The organism is Paenibacillus sp. A3, assembly GCF_001399685.1.
Lineage (GTDB): Bacteria > Bacillota > Bacilli > Paenibacillales > NBRC-103111 > Paenibacillus_G.
Genome location: NZ_JTHN01000090.1, coordinates 12,272 through 28,686, shown reverse-complemented (window position 1 = coordinate 28,686; position 16,415 = coordinate 12,272). Strand labels below are relative to the sequence as shown.

Annotated in this window: 19 protein-coding genes; 4 read left to right on the top strand and 15 right to left on the bottom strand. The window is 50.6% G+C overall.

Annotated elements, in window-relative coordinates:
- Positions 1–97 precede the first annotated feature (97 nt).
- Entirely contained in the window at positions 98–1,366 is a 1,269-nt protein-coding gene (locus QJ48_RS14060; protein ID WP_054974196.1) for a nucleoside recognition domain-containing protein, read from the top strand.
- A gap of 19 nt (positions 1,367–1,385) precedes the next feature.
- Here the strand turns inward: QJ48_RS14060 and coaD are convergent, their stop codons facing one another.
- The 3 genes from coaD to QJ48_RS14045 form a co-directional block, all read right to left on the bottom strand.
- Positions 1,386–1,910 carry a pantetheine-phosphate adenylyltransferase gene (coaD, locus tag QJ48_RS14055; RefSeq protein ID WP_054974195.1) on the bottom strand — a complete coding sequence of 175 codons (525 nt, stop codon included), beginning with the start codon at positions 1,908–1,910 and terminating at the stop codon, positions 1,386–1,388.
- Positions 1,911–1,940: 30 nt separating this feature from the next.
- A complete protein-coding gene (rsmD, locus tag QJ48_RS14050; protein ID WP_054974194.1) occupies positions 1,941–2,510 on the bottom strand; it encodes a 16S rRNA (guanine(966)-N(2))-methyltransferase RsmD in 570 nt (189 codons plus the stop codon).
- 917 nt (positions 2,511–3,427) lie between these two features.
- Positions 3,428–3,898 (bottom strand): hypothetical protein, encoded by a 471-nt coding sequence (locus QJ48_RS14045; protein WP_054974193.1) that lies wholly within the window; start codon positions 3,896–3,898, stop codon positions 3,428–3,430.
- 340 nt (positions 3,899–4,238) lie between these two features.
- On the opposite strand from QJ48_RS14045, the gene QJ48_RS14040 reads away from it, so the two are divergent.
- Positions 4,239–4,475 (top strand): hypothetical protein, encoded by a 237-nt coding sequence (locus tag QJ48_RS14040; RefSeq protein ID WP_054974192.1) that lies wholly within the window; start codon positions 4,239–4,241, stop codon positions 4,473–4,475.
- A gap of 96 nt (positions 4,476–4,571) precedes the next feature.
- Here QJ48_RS14040 and QJ48_RS14035 read toward each other — a convergent pair whose 3' ends face one another.
- The 4 genes from QJ48_RS14035 to QJ48_RS14015 all read right to left on the bottom strand — a co-directional run bounded on the left by QJ48_RS14035 (position 4,572) and on the right by QJ48_RS14015 (position 7,891).
- Positions 4,572–5,213 carry a phospholipase D-like domain-containing protein gene (locus QJ48_RS14035; RefSeq protein ID WP_054974191.1) on the bottom strand — a complete coding sequence of 214 codons (642 nt, stop codon included), beginning with the start codon at positions 5,211–5,213 and terminating at the stop codon, positions 4,572–4,574.
- A 104-nt stretch (positions 5,214–5,317) separates the two neighbouring features.
- On the bottom strand, positions 5,318–5,587 hold the full coding sequence (locus tag QJ48_RS14030) for a YolD-like family protein (protein ID WP_054974190.1): 270 nt from the start codon (positions 5,585–5,587) through the stop codon (positions 5,318–5,320).
- A 371-nt stretch (positions 5,588–5,958) separates the two neighbouring features.
- Complete coding sequence (locus QJ48_RS14020) at positions 5,959–6,159, bottom strand: hypothetical protein (protein WP_054974188.1); 201 nt, start codon at positions 6,157–6,159, stop codon at positions 5,959–5,961.
- A gap of 385 nt (positions 6,160–6,544) precedes the next feature.
- Entirely contained in the window at positions 6,545–7,891 is a 1,347-nt protein-coding gene (locus tag QJ48_RS14015) for a lytic polysaccharide monooxygenase (protein ID WP_054974187.1), read from the bottom strand.
- Between the two features lie 679 nt (positions 7,892–8,570).
- Here QJ48_RS14015 and QJ48_RS14010 point away from each other — a divergent pair.
- The gene (locus QJ48_RS14010) at positions 8,571–8,780 is read left to right on the top strand and encodes a YrzA family protein (protein WP_054974186.1); all 210 of its coding nucleotides are present in this window, start codon (positions 8,571–8,573) and stop codon (positions 8,778–8,780) included.
- A 414-nt stretch (positions 8,781–9,194) separates the two neighbouring features.
- Here QJ48_RS14010 and QJ48_RS14005 read toward each other — a convergent pair whose 3' ends face one another.
- The 7 genes from QJ48_RS14005 to QJ48_RS13975 all read right to left on the bottom strand — a co-directional run bounded on the left by QJ48_RS14005 (position 9,195) and on the right by QJ48_RS13975 (position 14,578).
- On the bottom strand, positions 9,195–9,584 hold the full coding sequence (locus tag QJ48_RS14005; protein WP_054974185.1) for a VOC family protein: 390 nt from the start codon (positions 9,582–9,584) through the stop codon (positions 9,195–9,197).
- 46 nt (positions 9,585–9,630) lie between these two features.
- On the bottom strand, positions 9,631–10,065 hold the full coding sequence (locus QJ48_RS14000) for a DUF350 domain-containing protein (protein ID WP_054974184.1): 435 nt from the start codon (positions 10,063–10,065) through the stop codon (positions 9,631–9,633).
- Positions 10,066–10,120: 55 nt separating this feature from the next.
- Positions 10,121–11,404: a glutathionylspermidine synthase family protein gene (locus QJ48_RS13995; RefSeq protein WP_054974211.1), complete on the bottom strand. Its 1,284-nt coding sequence runs from the start codon at positions 11,402–11,404 to the stop codon at positions 10,121–10,123.
- A 64-nt stretch (positions 11,405–11,468) separates the two neighbouring features.
- Positions 11,469–11,741, bottom strand: a complete 273-nt coding sequence (locus QJ48_RS13990) for a hypothetical protein (protein ID WP_054974183.1) — start codon at positions 11,739–11,741, stop codon at positions 11,469–11,471.
- Positions 11,742–11,778: 37 nt separating this feature from the next.
- Positions 11,779–12,222, bottom strand: coding sequence for a hypothetical protein (locus QJ48_RS13985; RefSeq protein WP_054974182.1), 444 nt, complete (start codon positions 12,220–12,222; stop codon positions 11,779–11,781).
- A gap of 325 nt (positions 12,223–12,547) precedes the next feature.
- Positions 12,548–13,408, bottom strand: coding sequence for a DUF421 domain-containing protein (locus QJ48_RS13980; protein WP_054974181.1), 861 nt, complete (start codon positions 13,406–13,408; stop codon positions 12,548–12,550).
- Positions 13,409–13,534: 126 nt separating this feature from the next.
- Entirely contained in the window at positions 13,535–14,578 is a 1,044-nt protein-coding gene (locus QJ48_RS13975; RefSeq protein WP_054974180.1) for a hypothetical protein, read from the bottom strand.
- Positions 14,579–14,837: 259 nt separating this feature from the next.
- On the opposite strand from QJ48_RS13975, the gene QJ48_RS13970 reads away from it, so the two are divergent.
- Positions 14,838–15,347 carry an SRPBCC domain-containing protein gene (locus QJ48_RS13970; RefSeq protein WP_054974179.1) on the top strand — a complete coding sequence of 170 codons (510 nt, stop codon included), beginning with the start codon at positions 14,838–14,840 and terminating at the stop codon, positions 15,345–15,347.
- Between the two features lie 61 nt (positions 15,348–15,408).
- On the opposite strand, the gene QJ48_RS13965 is transcribed toward QJ48_RS13970, so the two are convergent.
- Entirely contained in the window at positions 15,409–16,413 is a 1,005-nt protein-coding gene (locus QJ48_RS13965) for a metal-dependent hydrolase (RefSeq protein WP_054974178.1), read from the bottom strand.
- Positions 16,414–16,415: the final 2 nt, after the last annotated feature.

Below are 16,415 nucleotides of genomic sequence, written 5' to 3'. Positions count from 1 at the left end.
TGTCGTATCTCTATAGGTAGCGTACGCCTGCCAGGTCTATTCCATGCGGACAAAGCGTAAACATGTACCACTAACCCAAGCTGGAGTGATGAATCGGATGCAACGGTTACAGGTTCTGTTCTCCCCGCGCTTTACGACGCTGCTGCTCGGCGCCGCCGCGCTTGCTCTTGTCGTTAGCATCATCGCATTTCCCGACGAAGCGTTTCGCTCGTCGCTCCAAGGGCTGCAGCTCTGGTGGAAGCTGGTCTTCCCGGCCCTGCTGCCCTTTCTGATCGTTACCGAGCTGCTGCGCGGCATGGGCGTGCTGCACGGACTTGGCGTACTGCTCGAGCCGCTGCTCCGCCTTTTATTCAGGCTCCCGGGAGTCGCCGGCTGGATCGTCGCGCTCGGCTTCACTGCGGGCATGCCGGCCGGTGCCGCAGCCGTGGGCCAGCTTCGAAAGGATGGCACACTGACCCGCGACGAAGGAGAACGGCTGCTTTCGGTCTCTCACCTGCTAAATCCGGTCTTCCTCGTAAGCGTGGTCGGCGTCGGCTTTCTGCAAAGCGCGACCGCCGGACTTGTGCTTGCGGTCATCCATTATGCCTCTACGCTGCTCTTGGCCATGCTTCACCGCTTTCGCAGCGCCCCGGTACCTCATCCACTGCCGAAAACGAAAACGCGGGTCAAAGGTGGCCCAGGATGGCTCAGCCGGAGCTTCGACGCATTTCAAGACGCCCGGACGCGCGACGGCCGGACGTTCGGGAAGTTGCTGGGAGATTCGGTGACGACAAGCGTTCAGCAGCTTTTTTTGATCGGCGGGTGCATGATGATGTTCTCCGTCCTGCTTCACGCCGTTTCGCTTTCGGGACTTGTCTCCGCTGCCGCTTCCCTCGCCTCCGCACTTGGGCTTAGCCGAGACAACGCTCTGGCGCTTGCCCAAGCGCTTCTGGCGGGCTTTTTCGAACCGCATCTCGGAGCGTATGCCTTGTCGCAATATACAGAAGCAGCTTCGTCGGCTTTGCCGTTTGCGCTGCTCAGTCTGCTGCTCTCGTGGGGAGGCTTGTCCACGCACGCTCAGGTCAAAAGCTTGACTGCGGCTTCCGACTTGCGCTACCTGCGATTTCTGCGCTCCCGGCTTGAGCATGGCGGGATTGCTTTTGTGCTTACCTGCTTGACTTGGAAGCCGCTCACCGATTCGCTGGGCGGAGAGCAGCCCGTGCTTGCGCACTATACCGCGGTCCGCAGCGGCTGGTCCTTCGAGCGCGACAGTCTGTGGCCCTTGGTCAGCCCGATGATGCTGCAGTTCGGCACGATGCTGCTTGTCCTGCTCGTGCTTTCGGTATTTGCCGCTTTTCTCTTCCATCGCCGCCGCCATCAGCGGTAAGCTTTTCTTCTCTTCCGAACTACAAGCTTCCGCTGCCGTATTTGCCGCGTAACGCCCGCTCCACTTCCGGCGGAACCAGATCAACCACGGGCCCATGGAAACGGGCAATTTCTTTCACAATGCTGGAGCTTAAATACGAGTATTTCGGCGTCGACGTCATAAAGAACGTCTCGATGTCTTCACACAGCTTGCGGTTGGTGGAGGCCAGCTGCAGCTCGTATTCAAAATCGGAAACCGCGCGCAGTCCTCTGACGATGAGATGCGCGTTTTTTTGCTTCATATAATTAATGAGCAAATCCCGGAAGCTGTCGATCTCGACGTTCGGTAGGTCTCTCGTCACCTGTCGCAGCAGCTCCGTCCGCTCCTCCACGGAAAACAGCGGATTTTTGCTCGTATTGTTGAGCACGGCGACGATCAGCTTATCGAACACCTTAGCTGCGCGATGAATAATATCCAGATGCCCGTTCGTCACCGGGTCAAAACTGCCGGGATACACAGCCACCCGCATCCCGGGTTGATCGCCAATCTCGATAATCGGATTCATTGGTACAGTCAGCTCCCTCTATTGTCGAGTTTAAATCTCTTTACCCTCGGAGCGGGTGCGGTAAATCGTAATGGCCGTATCCCCATACTCGGCCCGCCTCAGCCACTCGAGCTTCCCGAAGTCCCCCTCATGGCGGTCCTCCGTGTCATGCTCGACCACGATCCGCGCCCCGTCGGCCAGCAATCCGCCCTGCTGCAGCTCCTCCAGCAGCTCTCCGATCACCTTCAGCTTGTACGGCGGGTCCAAAAACACCAGATCAAAACGCGCTTCCCGCTTGGAAAGCGCTTTGAGCGCACGCATCGCATCATTGCGGTACACTTCGGCCCGCTCCGTCAACCCGGTCGCCTGAAGATTGTGGCGAATCGTGTCGATGGCTTTTTTGTCAACGTCCGTGAGCACGGCGCGGTCCATCCCCCGGCTCAACGCTTCGATACTCAGCCCGCCCGTGCCCGCAAACAAATCCAGCACTTGTCCGCCGTCGAAATAAGGACCGATCATGCTGAATACCGCTTCTTTCACTTTGTCCGTCGTGGGCCGGGTCCCCATGCCCGGTACCGCCTTCAGCGGCCGCCCTTTGGCACTTCCCGATATGACTCTCATGCTGTATAGCCTTCTTTCCGCCAACTTAATATTGATATCGTATCACAAACGGAATCTTTTGCACAAAAAATCCAAAAAAATTTTGCCAGCGGATGTATATCTTTCTGCAAAAAGGATCATCCTTATATCATCGACATCCGAAAATGTCGTAGACAACCGCGGAGAAGACTTACGTTCCCCATAAGCTCTTCGTCCGGTTTCTCCTCTCCCATGAAAGGGGCTCGTCGTGAGACGGGCCCCGATTTTATTTAACACCCCTTGATTAATTAAGGGATTGTTTAATATCTGGCCGCTTTATTGGGGAAGCAGATAAGATAATAAAAATGGACGTCGCAAAACTGCTGCCAGTAACAGCAATTTGCATCGTCCCAGTAGGGCGTTTTACTTCTTTTTCTGTCCCAGACGCAGTCGTCCTTCTTCCATATTACGATAGGCGGGTTCTGCCTCCCGGATCTCACCTCGCTGATCATGTCTCCGGGTAATAAAGCCACCCTCTATACGTACCAACCCAACCACCATATTGTGGCCATAACGTTGTTTATATTTTTTCAAAATACCACTACACTTACCATACCAGAATTCAAGTTCCTCCGGAACATCGTTTTCGTTCTTGTATACATCTTCTACGGTATCAACATATAAGCCGACAGCAAGGCCAAAAATACAATCTTTTTCATATAAATCTCCCTTCTAAAAATAAAGTATAGACAATTTTAAAAGAAGAACACTGTACCAGCCTGTATTGGCAGCGGCATGATATTTATGATCCATTTGTTTTGGAGACAATGAATGAACTGACCGTAATATCATCCGTATACACGAGAGAACGATCGTACCGAAAACCATTTTAGATATCGCAAATAGATACATTTCGTATCATTGACAGCAGAGCACCCCGTTTACCAGGCCGTATCATTTCATTTCAATGTGCGTAAGTAACCTGAGCCGCTACATTCCTCCCAACCTCTCTGATAACATTGCATAGTAAGATAATACGAATTTGATTTCGGCGCAATCAGCTCTCCTCCGGCCTCGTCCCCCCTACGGACATTGAAAGAAGCAACTTGTTCTACTTGACCCTTATCATTGAGATATGAAAGTATAATTTCCGTGTATGAATGCTCAAAGGGTTCTTCCGTTCCATCATCCTTGTAATGGTATGAAATTACTTTCCCTTCGGGAACCTTGAGGTGAACAGTGTGCGCGTACTGTGCAAGTCCGGGCACCAGATCGGCCGCTTGACAGTCATAAAGGTTATCGCTGCAATCCCAATAGGTCTGATAGGGCCATGCCAAAGCTTCCCTTGTGCCCAAGCCCGTGAAACAAACTGCACTCAGAAGTATTGCGAATACCTTTTTTAACCCTTGCCCTTGAAAACTAAAGCTCATCTCAAACACCCTCCCGCATCTTCGGATTTGAAATCGTTAAGCTGCATACGTTATATCGGAAACGGACGGCGCCTTGCCCGTGTTCCTGCGTTCCGCAAACGATTGATGTAAATTATGGATTCATAGTTTAATATTACCTTTAAATATTTATACGTAAATATGCCTCTGGGAGTAGGCTTATAGTTTCAAATCAACCGTCGGAAAAATTTTGAAATAATAAGGCTAATAAAACGAGGCATCTTGCATAAATTACTCATTAATTTTGAAAATACAGGGTAAATATAAACTCTTTGGATGCCGATATTATATTGCTGGTATTTATTCTACGAGGAGGTACATCGTGTTATTAATTATTGCTTTGTTATTAATAATTGCCGGCATTATGTATTTTTTTCTCTCTTTCAGAAAATCTTACAATATTAAAGTAGTTAAAGGAGTGCAGCAGCCCGGAGAAACAGACCAACAATACGAACAGCGACTAAGGAAAAAACTTAAGAGGCATGGCATAACCCTATTCTTCTTGGGAGTTTTTTGTCTGGTTATGGACATCATTTTCAAAGTTTTAGATCTAACTTGAACAACCATCAGCTATCCTACTCAGAGCTATGGTTTATCAAACAAATTGTTTTTAAAATCAAAACTCCCAAACCATTCAGGTCGGGAGTTTCGTTAATTATTTTTTCGCGATTTTCTTCTCAATCGTCTTAAATCCCTTCGTATCATTCCACATCTTCTCGAATTCATCTGAAAATGTTTTTGCTGCCCCTTCCTCCCGAATTACGACCAGGACCTCATCGTTCGTTGTACTTGCTGCCTTGGAATAGTTATACGAGCCGGTGGTTACGACCTTCTTGTCTGCGATCGTCACCTTCAGGTGCATCAGGCCGCTGTGGCTGTTGATCTTCATCGGAATCCCGGAGCTGCCAAGGATCTTCAATGCCTCCCCTTGCGCCTTTCCTTCGGATTGAGCCTTGTCGGTAATTAAACGAACTGCTACGCCGCGTTTCTTTGCATCCCGGATAGCTGCTACAATATCCGGATGCGTGATGCTGTGGATCGCAACATCTAATGTCTCCTTCGCCGAGTTAATGACATCGCTCAGAACCTTTTCAGGGTGTTGATTTGCTCTAGTAAAAGCAAACTCTGTATTCGTAGTTACTGACTGTTTAGCTGCATCTTTTGGTGTATCTTGCGGTGTCGTAACCGGCGCGGTACTCTGCTCAGATGCCGCAGTAGCTTTTGGAGATTCTGCTTGCGTACAGCCTGCAGTCATGATCATTACTATCAGAGCGAGGAGTCCGAGATACTTATTCATGGCTTGTCTCCTTTACAATTTTTACCTATCGTATCACGAACTCGTGCAACTCCACAAATTCGACATTATGTAAAAAAATTCTCCCTAGCACGAGAGCCCAGGGATCAATCCCTTGGGCTCACCACTTCCATGATATCCAAATAAGGAACTTTCAGCGTATCGCCGTCACGCTCTATATGTACCAGCCGGGTTCGCGGGTCCATGTTGGTAATTCGTCCCCGCACCTGCTCATCCGTCCCCCATACGGTCAAAAAAATCTCGGCTCCCTCTTCTTGGGCCTCGAACAATCGGTTCCCCAGTTCTTCCAATTCAAACTCGTCTCTTGTTAGGCGTTGCGCAGCGTATTTCTTGCTTAATGTCGGTAAGCCTATCATGATTTCCAGCCCCTCTTCTATTTCATCATCAATCCATCCTATCTACTGCGGTGCCCTTTGCTCCAAGCCTTGTATGACCCGAAGCTCATCCCTGCGAACTTCTACATAACCATCCTTGACGAGGCAAAACACTATTTTTCGCAGTTGCTCCACCGTGCGCCCGGATAACCACGAAATCCTTTTGACATCAGGCCTTACCCATGCTGTTTTGTATAAATTCCACAGGATTCGAAGCACTTTCTTTTCAACATCTGTCATCAACAAAATTCCACCCCGATCACGTCTGCCAGTTCAATTAGCTGCCATTTACGTCTTAATTCTACTTCTATGTTCTGCTTTCGCCGGTCTGCAGGACCCTTCATTGCGTCAGCTCATGATACCCTCGATGACACGGAAACCTGCTTCACAGCTAAAATATTTTCGATCCGAATCACCCGCAGCGCTTGCCGTTGATGACAAAATGCTTTGACGACACCGTTCTCAACCGTCAAGACCTCAATTCTCCGCTGCTTGGTCTTATTGTCGATATCCAAATAAATAACTTCAATGATATGGCCAATATATCTTTCCATTCACGCTCGCCTCCAAATGAGAACATTTGTTTGTATTATATACGAACAAAATACGAACACGCAATAGTTCATTTGGTTTATACTGGATAATACAGCATAATGATGCACATCGGAGAGGAGATAACGAGGTTACGAAACAGAAGTGTGCATAATAGGAAATGAGTCCCAATTTGGACACTGGGTATTCTTATGAAAGGATTCGCACATCGGCCCCGAACGGAAGTTGGCCTTGTCCAAAACAAAAAAAAAGCTCCCTTTAAGCGCTGAGCTTGTTGAGAAAGAGGTCTATGAAATTGTGCCGGCAGATGTCTCGCTAAATAGAAAAAGGATAGCCCGCCAGAAGTTTGATTCTGACAAACTATCCTTGTTAATAAATCTTGTCCGATTACTTCAACAACCACAACGAAGCTGCGTTGGCGGGCTCCCAGCCGACTAGCGAGGTGTGGGCCTGACGGCATTCGTACGTTTTGCCGTTGTATGTGACAAGCGTGCCTACGGTGTAAGCCGTGTTCGGCGCCCATGCGGATACCGCCGGACCTGAAGCCGTCTTGGCATTTACGGCATTGCTGTCGGCCGATACGTTGCCGGCGGCGTCAACCGCGCGAACCGTAAACGTATAGGACGTATCGGGCGTCAGCCCCATAACCGTATATTCGAGCGTCGTCCCCGAAACCGTAGTCACTAAAGTGGTTCCACGATAGACCCGGTAGCCCGTTACCCCGACATTGTCCGTCGATGCGCTCCACATCAGATGAACGCTGGAGGAAGTCGGCGTGCCCATCACATGCAAGCCGGTTGGAGCCGTAGGCGCCTCATTGTCTACAGGTACGGCCGGAGTCGTCACCGTGACGGCATTGCTTGCGCTGGAGGCGTTGCCTGCGGCATCCTCGGCGCGAACCGTAAACGTATAGGATGTATTCGAGGTCAGCCCCGTGACGTTGTAATTTAAAGTCGAGCCCGAGACGGCCGCAATCAGCGTCGAGCCGTTATAAATTTTGTAGCCGGACACTCCGACGTTATCGCTCGATGCGTTCCATGCCAACGATACGCTCGTGGCTGTAAGGTTGGAAGCGCTTAAGCCCGTCGGTGCAGTGGGAGGTTGCGTATCCCCAGAATCTCCTCCGAAATTCACGTCGATGACATTATAGAATGCATTGGCCGTGTCGGCAATTTCCCAAACAGCCAGAATGACTTGATATCCGGTCCGGCTTGGGACGTTGCACGTATCGGAATAAGTGTACGGAGGCTTCTTTCCGCCGTAGTCTACCGAGCAGAACGGCGTGAGGTCGAACGAAGCCCGGCTAAGCGGGGCGTTCTGATCCCAGTTTTGTTTGGTGATGTAATACTTCCAGCTGGACGTGGCGTGAGGCGCAGTCAGCTTCCATGTAAACGTTTTCGTACCTGCCGTCATCGGGACCTTGGCCCAACGTGTAGCCGATTGCTGGTCAAGATCCGGAAAAGCTCCGCCTGCGCTGGCGATTTTGCCGTCGGCCGGTCCGGCCTGCGGAAACCCTTTAGGCGCTTCCAAGCTTTGCGGCTCATAAACAATCGCTCCGCAGTTCTTATTTTGTCCCAGCTTACACAAATAGGCGCGGCTGCCCGGCGATTCAACATAACCATGGGCAAAAGCCCGGTCCGAGAACAGCAACATGATAACGGCCATCAACAGCATCATGCCGCTGGCAACAAGCAGTTTGGATAGGGAATGGTGGGGTAAACGAAGCTGTATCATATATGTTACCTCCTTATTTTTGGGGTCGGTAAAAATACTACGATCAGGCATTACCCTTTCATTCGTTCGCAATCGTCAGCTCGATCAAACCTCCTCTCCATCTAATATAAAGCTGTGATCCCATGTGTGTGGAAGCTCTTGTAAGTATTGCATATCCTCCTTTCTATCCCATGTTTTTATATAAACTCGTAACGAGTCTATATATGCCGATATTCTACGAATGCCATCCATGTTCGATCTTGCTGTCGTTAGAATTGAAGGAGTCAAGTAGAGGAACGGACACTTTGCGTATGTCTCCCGTGTCCTGTAGCTTTCGAAAGATATGGCGCGATGCGGGGAACTTGATGTAAGCGATTGCGTTAAATGAACGCATGGCCGACGATCATAGCAGGACTATGTAATCCACTCATAGTACTTGGAATTATATGAATAGTAAATATATAGTAATAATAATATATTGCTTAAAAAATTACAATATAGTCCATGATCTAGCACGAATTTACTTTTCTCCACAAATTCAACAACATAGAACGACAGACCCAAGTCCTACTGCCTAATAAACGAAGAGCGCAATCGAGCCCTTCTTTCGATAAAGGCAGCTCTCCTGCGCAGTTGCAATCAAAGACAGAGCTTGGTAGATTTAGTTTAAGCCAAAATACGCAGCCGGGAGCGAATGACGATGAGTTTTACTTTAGACAGAATCGAGAATAAAATCGAATTTTTCGAAGCCTACGATTTGAAAACGCTCGAAGCCAAAATCGACGCGCAAATCGAGAATAACAAAGCGCTGCTGCTGGATGCTTTCTCGATCAGCCATCAAGTAGTTTTCGATCCGAATGCCGGGAAAATGCTGTACAGCGCCGTTGTTCATTTTAAAGTCAAAAAATAACGAATTTTCCCAAGACAAAAGCTTCAACACACAAAGAAACCATCGGCCCCTCCGGCCGATGGCTAGGTTTCAAATAAACAACGCGATGCCGTCCATGACCAGTCTGAACCAGCCGATCATCGACAGCCACAGCGGGACGCTCACCAGCACCCCGAACATGACTCCTACCGAAAATCTTCCTTCCATACGCCGCACCTCCATCATTGTCCCCTTGCGCTCAAGAGCCGCTGTGATGATAAGGTAAGCTTAACAAAGTTATGTTTGGAATCTTTTAGGTCCTTGTTAGATTTTAATGAGCTTTTTGAACTAAGTCGAACTAAACTTACAACTTTTTACCCATTTTTATACGTAACCAAACCCCGCTTGCAAAAAAAGACCCGTGCGCAGCGCACGAGTCTTGCTTCTTGAGTTACTCTATTTTTCGTACAGCTCCAGGGGCAGCCGGTCCGGATCGAAAAAGAACGTAAATCGTTTTCCCGTGGTCTCATCGACACGAATCGGCTCCACGGCGATTTCTTCGGCCTCCAAAGCCTTGACGGCTACTTCGATGTCGTCAACCTCGAAAGCCAGATGCCTCAGACCTCTTGCTTCCGGATAGCTTGGCCGCTCCGGCGCATTCGGGAACGAGAACAGTTCGATCTGGTGACTGTCGCCGACCCGAAGATCGAGCTTATACGACTGGCGTTCCGCCCGGTACGTTTCCCGAATGATCGTCAGTCCGAGCACGCGGACGTAAAAATGCTTCGACTTCTCGTAGTCCGAGCAAATGACCGCGGCATGGTGAATGTTGTTCAGCTTTAGCATGACGTTGAGCACAGCCTCCTTCGGAACCAAACTTTATGTCGTCCGATCAATAGCTGATTAACGAAGCCAGCAGCAGACCCGACGCCAGACTCAAACAAAACGAGAAAATACCAACGGACACATTGCCCTTCGGAATTTCGGCCAGCACTTTGAACGGTGTCAGCAGTTCGAACAAGTAAAACACGATAATCTGGAATGCGATCCCGATGAGTCCCCAGATGATTAAATCGACGAGACTGACCGAATGATATACGGCGGACGCGAGAACGAGCACTTGACCGATAATTTTGCCCCCAAGATCGTAAGCCGCAGCTTTGGCGGCGGACGCTTTAGACGGATCGGACAAATCGCCGCCCTCCCGGATGAGCGCAAATTCATTGTACGGCGTCGTCAGGTTGAAAAACAAAATGCCGAGTCCCATAAGCGGGACGGTCACGCCCAAATACATTAAAAAGTTAAGAATATTCCCAAACTGATCCAACGAACTCCAACTCCCCAATAAATGTTGTAATGTCCGGCTGTTCTTATCTGCAGGACTACCCTATGACCGACGAAGGCAAATAAAAGGATAAATTGTTCGTGATGCTTCCACCGACGCGCGCAATGACGGCGGAGCTCCGGCCACCGATCAGAAAGCAGCCCCAGAGCAGCCGGCCGTCGTACGGGCCGGTTAACGTTTCCACCCGGATGCGGGGCAGCTCGGCATATTGCTGGTAGACCATCGGCTGATCTCCGTATTCGTCTTCCCCGCTCGCCTCCGCAATATCCCCGCTTCCCGCATAGATCGTGACCCCGCTGCCCTCGCGTCCCAGAATCGGTTTCACCACATAAGGCGTGCCTTCGGGGAAGCACGGCTCCATAAACGTCGGCAGCATGTAGGCTTCGATCGTCTCATGCTCCTCTTCCGTGTAAAACTCCCCCGCTTGATGCAAATTCCAGATCAGCGCCTGGAGCGCCTTCGTCTGAGCGGCGAACCCCGAGGGCGGATTAATGATCGCCAGCTTGCCGTCCGCTATTAATTCCAGCACATGCTCACCGGTCGGATAGCCGTCCGTATCCCGGTCTTCAGCCAGCTTCTCGATCGCATGCAGCCGGTACAACACATCGATCGGACATCTCTCCGCTTTTTCGTCATCGGCATTGGCCTGCGCCCATATCCGGTCTCCCTCCACGCGGAGGTCGGACAGCGCTGCAAATTCAGCGCCGGCAATCCCGGATTGCTTCAGGAGATAGCGAGTCGTTCCGGCATCCTCCTCATGCCAATCCAGCGAGCTGAAGACGACATGCTCGGACGCATAGCCCGCTTCGCGATACAGGTCGAGCATCCGCTTGAACGCCTGGAGGAAATCCCCGCTGCAGCCTTCGTTCGGATCTTCTTCGCCATAGGCGGCGCACACCCGGCCGTTCGCATGAAAGGCTTCGACGATCCCTGTCGGCGTATCGCTGTTAAACTCAAGCATCTTGAGCCCTTGCGGCGTCAAGGCAAAATCGAACCGTCCGATCAGCGTCGGTATGTTTTCATCAAAACGGAGACGGATGGCACCGAACGATGCGGGAGGCAGTCCCAGTTCGGCCAAAAGCTCCGGCTCGCCCTGCTGGACGATCCGGACGGTCTTGGCATAGATGCGTCCTAACGCTTCGGCGGCTCTGCGCATTTCTTCCAGTTGCGCCCGCTCCAACCGGTACAAACCGGCGAGCGCATATTCCTGATCGTATAAGCGGTCCCATGTAAATATTCCTTCTTGGCGCAGCGGCCCATAGATTGCTTCCCGGCGTTCCGCATAAGAAGCGTCCGGCCGCAGCGTCTTTGCCATGCTCATGCCCGCACGCTCCTCTCTGATCTTGCTGTTGATGGACATCGGACTGTCCATGACACCTCTGACGCTAGGAGCTTGAGCTGCCGCTGCCGCCGATGCCTCCTTTGCTGATCCCGGAAGAGCTGCCCGAAGACGCTTTATAGGAGCTGCCGCTCGATCCCGAGCCGCCATAGTAACGTCCTCCGGAGGACGAACCGCCGCTGCTGTCGTCACAGTAGCCGTCCCCGTTACGATCGGTGCACTTCGAGTCGGAGCAGCCCGCCGTACTGCCGAGCACCAATGTCGATGCCACGAACAGCGCTACCAGTTTGCGTGTCCTGCTGCTTTTTTGCTGTTCCATTTTTCGTCACTCCTGTTTTTCCCGGTTTGAATTGCGGCTACACCGGCACGGCGTAATATACATACGTCTCCCGGTCTTCGTCGATTTCGGCGGAAGTACGCTGCCATTCCCGGCCCTCCGCATACAAATAATTCGCCTGAAGGTTCAGCATCGCCTCTAGCGTATCGGGAAATGTAAACGTATGCACCAGCCGGTAATCCGCCGTCCATTCGCGGTATTCCCTCAGCTCCATGCGTACGCCGCGGGGACCTTCCGGCTTGCTCCATAACATCGTCCGCTCGTCAAGCGCTTCCTGCACATAAACGACATAACATTCCGGCTCCACAGCGCACGAAGTTTTTTCATACACCTTGCCGTCCTTAATAAAATAGTCGCACGCAAAACGCAAAGCGACCTCGTCCCGGCCGATACGGTCATAGTAATACAGCAGCGGAAACGTCTCGCTGCCCTCGGCATACAAACGGTATTCCAATCGTGTCATCTTGCTTCAGCACTCCTTTTCTCTCTCTCGGAAACGGGCCCATCTCACGAAGATTCACCAAACATATACGCACAACGGCGAAAAAGGATTCGCAGTCGGCCATTGCGGTTTGTTCCCCTGCCCGGAAGCTGCTCCAAAATCGATTATAGGTTTCTGACACGGTACGTCAAGCAAAATTTGCCCCGGATTCGCGAAACAACAAAAAAAGAGGCCTATGCCTCTTATCTAGGAACGTATCGAAAAATGTTAAGAGAGTGTTAAAAAAGCCTGCATAAGCATGAAAAAACGCCGCGCCAATGAAGAAATCCATGGCCCAGCGCTTCGCTTACCGCATTAATGAAGGTTTGACGTCCTGTATCATTTTTTCCAGCCGCTTCGAGCACTGCCCGTACATGTTTTTGGCTTGCTGGTCCTTCGTCGTCAAAGCGAACAGTTCAAGGTCCGCTTCGCATTTTTTTAAGACCGCCAGCAACGAAGCTTTCTGCTGCGGCTCGGGAACCAGCAACTGGTCGTCGTACAAATCCACATACAATTGTCCGTAAGAATCGACTTGTCCAAGAAACACATTTTCCACCGTTACCCCTGTTTTTTCCAATTCGGTTTGGAGCCACTGCCGGCTCATCCCCAACGTCGCCAGCGGTTCGTCCATAATGTTGCCGTCCATAATAACGGCCTGCGGTTCCTGTTCGGGCCCGACCTTGATTCCCAAGTGGGCAGGAGTTAATGGCTGATGCTCTTTTTTGAGAAGAACGTTAACATCGCCGCTGGGCTCCATAATCGCAAATTCCACATCCGCCGCTTTAAAAACACTTCTCTTCCTCAATTGTTCCAAAAGCTCATCGGTGGTGAGACGTTCCTTCTTCATATTATCTTCGAGGATTTTTCCGTCTTTGATAAGAACCGTCCCTTTACTGTCGATCCAATTCCTTGCCGATTTGCTTTTTAACTGCAAAAATTCGATGCCCAAGGAGGCGATCACCCACACCGCTAAAGATACGATTCCTAAATACCAGTTGGCTTCCAGATCCAACGAGATATAGGCCGCAAGGCTTCCGATCGTGATCCCTGTAATGTATTCGAAAAACGAAAGCTGAGACACTTGCCTTTTGCCCAAAAGCTTCGTCAACAAGAAAAGCACGATAAGCGACAGCAGGGTCCGAAAACTGATTTCCAACCAATCGGGCATTCCTTTACCTCCATTCCGAGTCAGAACTGAGATGTATCGAATACCCAAATTATTTGCGGTTGGATGGATTTTTAAAGAACTTAAATTAAGGGTTTGAGACCATAAGTATCCGCGCGAATAGAGCAGCTAATGTTCGGGCATCCTTTTAAACGCCAAGAAAAGAAGCAGGATCATCCCGAGATAGCCGAACAGAGGATACAGATAAGAAAGCAGCGGAGTATAGCCGATCTGACTGATCAGAAAGCTTCCGAGCAGAATCGCTAACACCAGCCATTTGGTCGGGAGAACGAACATGCTTTGAATTTGACGCGCGATCCCGAATACGTTTCCGATGATTGTCGTAAAAATTTCCCCGTAGATGACCAGCAGAAACAAGATGTGAACCGCTCCGCCAAGGTCCCGAATAATTTCGGCCATCGGAATATCGAAGTCTGCAATTTCCGGCATTTTGGAATTCATAGCCCAATGGCTGATCAGCAACATGAATCCAAGAGCCACGCCCCCCCAGAAGCCACCCCATTTCAAGGCGCTTTCGTCCTGTACCTCGCTGCCGAGAGGCACCATCACCGCTTGGACAAAGGCAAAATTCAATGCGGCGTAGGCAAACGGACTAATCAACCACGTTAGATCGGACCTTGGCAGGCTCTGCCAACGGATGCTTGGAACCGTCCCGCTATCGCCGACCACCTGAAAGGCAATGAGAAGCATGAATAAAAGCATTAAAGGCACGACCAGCGAGTTTACCGCCAAAATTCCCTGCATATCTTTGGTCATCACCAGATAACAAAGGGTGATACTGATAACAATGCCCCACTGATACGGCAAACGAAGCTGTTCTTCAAAGATGGACCCGGCGCCTGACAGCATCACGGAAGTCATCCCGAATAAAATCGCAAACGTCACAGCATTGGCCACCTTGCCAAACAGACTGCCGAAAAGATAGATGTTAAGCTCCTGATAAGAAAATGCTTTAATTCTGTGCGCCAAAACCATCATCCGGGTTCCGATCCACATAAAAAGAAACGTACTGATCAAGATGCCTCCGGCTCCCCATGTCCCGTAAACCGTAAAAAACTGCATAATCGACTGTCCGGAAGCGAATCCGGCTCCCACCACTGTCCCAGCATATGTAGCTGCAATTTGCAAGATCGAGACCCATTTTTTATCCATAAAACCTCCGGGGCAACCGCATAACATCATCTTATTCTTCATTTTATGTTCGGCAGGCTTGTATATTCCCGTTTTGTCCGCTTCCTTGGGACAAACTTTTCATCATCTTACGGTTCGCTCACACGTTAAAATTATGTTTCAAATATTCCTTGACAGGAATATTCTCGACAAGGTATATTTAAAACAATAAAACGGTACAGACAAACGAAACAAGACACCCGGGTTAACGCGTACCGAAAAGAATCTTAGGAGGTTTGAGATGTCGAACCCAATGACGATCAAGGCAGAAGGTCAGGAACTTATTCTGGAGCGCGTGTTCAATGCGCCGCGTGAGCTTGTATTTAAAGCGTTTTCACAGGCGGAGCATCTCAAACACTGGTGGGGACCTCGCGGCTGGACCCTTACAGTGTGCAACGTTGATTTTCGTCCAGGCGGCATCTGGCATTACTGTATGAAATGTATCGATAAGAACCAAGGCGATTTTTACGGATTCGAATCTTGGGGCAAAGCCGTCTATCAGGAAATCGTCGAAGCGGAGAAAATCGTCTACACGGATTACTTCTCGGATGCCGAAGGCAATGAAGCGGAAGGAATGCCTGCGCCTCTCATTACGCTGACTTTCATAGAGTTCGAAGGCAAGACGAAGCTTGTCAACCGGGGCCAATACCCTTCTGCCGAAGCGCTTAAAACCGTTCTCGATATGGGGATGGAGCAAGGAATTACCGAAACGTGGGATCGTCTCGAAGAGCATTTGCAATCCATTCAATAAATTTTCAAAGCCGTCCGGCCTGGGGCCGACGGCTTTGTTTTTACATTGCACAGCACCGAGTTTATACTGCGCGGTTATACGTCCGTTCCGTATGGCTGCGGTTGCCCCGCCAGCCCAAATAGCCGGATACGATATTGCCGTCCCGGTCAAATTCAACAATGGCTTTGAACGGGTAAAAATCGCCGAAACGGAACCGCAGATCCGTCCAAATGTATCGGAACGTCTTTTCCGTCACCATCTGTTCCTGACGGATATGCTGCGCGATCGAAAAGAACGTGTCGGCGGCCGGGCACAACCGTTTTAAGGTATCCCGGTCCGGCACTTCGAAAGCTTGTTTAGGCACGTTGTCGGAGTGTTTCTCCAGTCGTTCGGTTTCCCGGTACCGATGCCCTCTCCATTCGCCCAGAACCAGCTCCGAATCCGTCTCCGCGATCGCGGTCCACCGGTTGAAACGGAACGTAGGCAGGACGCTGACAGCCGTTGCGTTCTCATAGCGAACCGACATGAGCCGTACGTATCGGCGGTGCATCACGAACCTTAGGGCAATGTAGACGACAGAGCAGCCATTTATCAGCATGAACAGCGGACCAGGCGAGACTATGCCCATCCACCAAAGTGCAATTCCCGCAAGCTGAGCAATGAATAGAACCGGATCGAAGACCATGAGAACATCCCGCGAAAGACGTTTCTTTGAAAAAGGAAGCAGGGCCTGTGTTCCGAACGTGTTCAGCGCATCAAGACCGACATGGACAAGCACGGCGAGGAAGCTCCACAGCCAAACCCAACCCCACGCAAGCCCGCTGAAGAAAGGCATCATCCCTAGCGTGACGACGCTTGGCCATAAAAACCAAGCCATGACGGAATGCGTAAGTCCCCGATGCTTTTTCAGATAGACGGCATCCCCTTTGGTCAGCTTGTGGACATAGTCGATATCCGGCAATTCGGAAGCGATCGTCGTTCCGATCGTCACGGCTAATGCCAGCGCCGGGTCGGCTCCAATCTCCGGTACGAAGCGGGCCATGGCTCCCAGCCCGAGACCGATGAGGAAATGACTGGCCGTATCCATAT

Coding starts and splice junctions, on each gene's coding strand:
- QJ48_RS14035 (WP_054974191.1), bottom strand. CDS start 5,213: ATGAATAAGTATCTCGGACTCCTCGCTCTGATAGTAATGATCATGACT.
- rsmD (WP_054974194.1), bottom strand. CDS start 2,510: ATGAGAGTCATATCGGGAAGTGCCAAAGGGCGGCCGCTGAAGGCGGTA.
- QJ48_RS13975 (WP_054974180.1), bottom strand. CDS start 14,578: ATGGATAAAAAATGGGTCTCGATCTTGCAAATTGCAGCTACATATGCT.
- QJ48_RS13970 (WP_054974179.1), top strand. CDS start 14,838: ATGTCGAACCCAATGACGATCAAGGCAGAAGGTCAGGAACTTATTCTG.
- coaD (WP_054974195.1), bottom strand. CDS start 1,910: ATGAATCCGATTATCGAGATTGGCGATCAACCCGGGATGCGGGTGGCT.
- QJ48_RS14020 (WP_054974188.1), bottom strand. CDS start 6,159: ATGGAAAGATATATTGGCCATATCATTGAAGTTATTTATTTGGATATC.
- QJ48_RS14030 (WP_054974190.1), bottom strand. CDS start 5,587: ATGATAGGCTTACCGACATTAAGCAAGAAATACGCTGCGCAACGCCTA.
- QJ48_RS13995 (WP_054974211.1), bottom strand. CDS start 11,404: ATGAGCATGGCAAAGACGCTGCGGCCGGACGCTTCTTATGCGGAACGC.
- QJ48_RS13985 (WP_054974182.1), bottom strand. CDS start 12,222: ATGACACGATTGGAATACCGTTTGTATGCCGAGGGCAGCGAGACGTTT.
- QJ48_RS14045 (WP_054974193.1), bottom strand. CDS start 3,898: ATGAGCTTTAGTTTTCAAGGGCAAGGGTTAAAAAAGGTATTCGCAATA.
- QJ48_RS13980 (WP_054974181.1), bottom strand. CDS start 13,408: ATGCCCGATTGGTTGGAAATCAGTTTTCGGACCCTGCTGTCGCTTATC.
- QJ48_RS14010 (WP_054974186.1), top strand. CDS start 8,571: ATGAGTTTTACTTTAGACAGAATCGAGAATAAAATCGAATTTTTCGAA.
- QJ48_RS13965 (WP_054974178.1), bottom strand. CDS start 16,413: ATGGATACGGCCAGTCATTTCCTCATCGGTCTCGGGCTGGGAGCCATG.
- QJ48_RS13990 (WP_054974183.1), bottom strand. CDS start 11,741: ATGGAACAGCAAAAAAGCAGCAGGACACGCAAACTGGTAGCGCTGTTC.
- QJ48_RS14015 (WP_054974187.1), bottom strand. CDS start 7,891: ATGATACAGCTTCGTTTACCCCACCATTCCCTATCCAAACTGCTTGTT.
- QJ48_RS14005 (WP_054974185.1), bottom strand. CDS start 9,584: ATGCTAAAGCTGAACAACATTCACCATGCCGCGGTCATTTGCTCGGAC.
- QJ48_RS14060 (WP_054974196.1), top strand. CDS start 98: ATGCAACGGTTACAGGTTCTGTTCTCCCCGCGCTTTACGACGCTGCTG.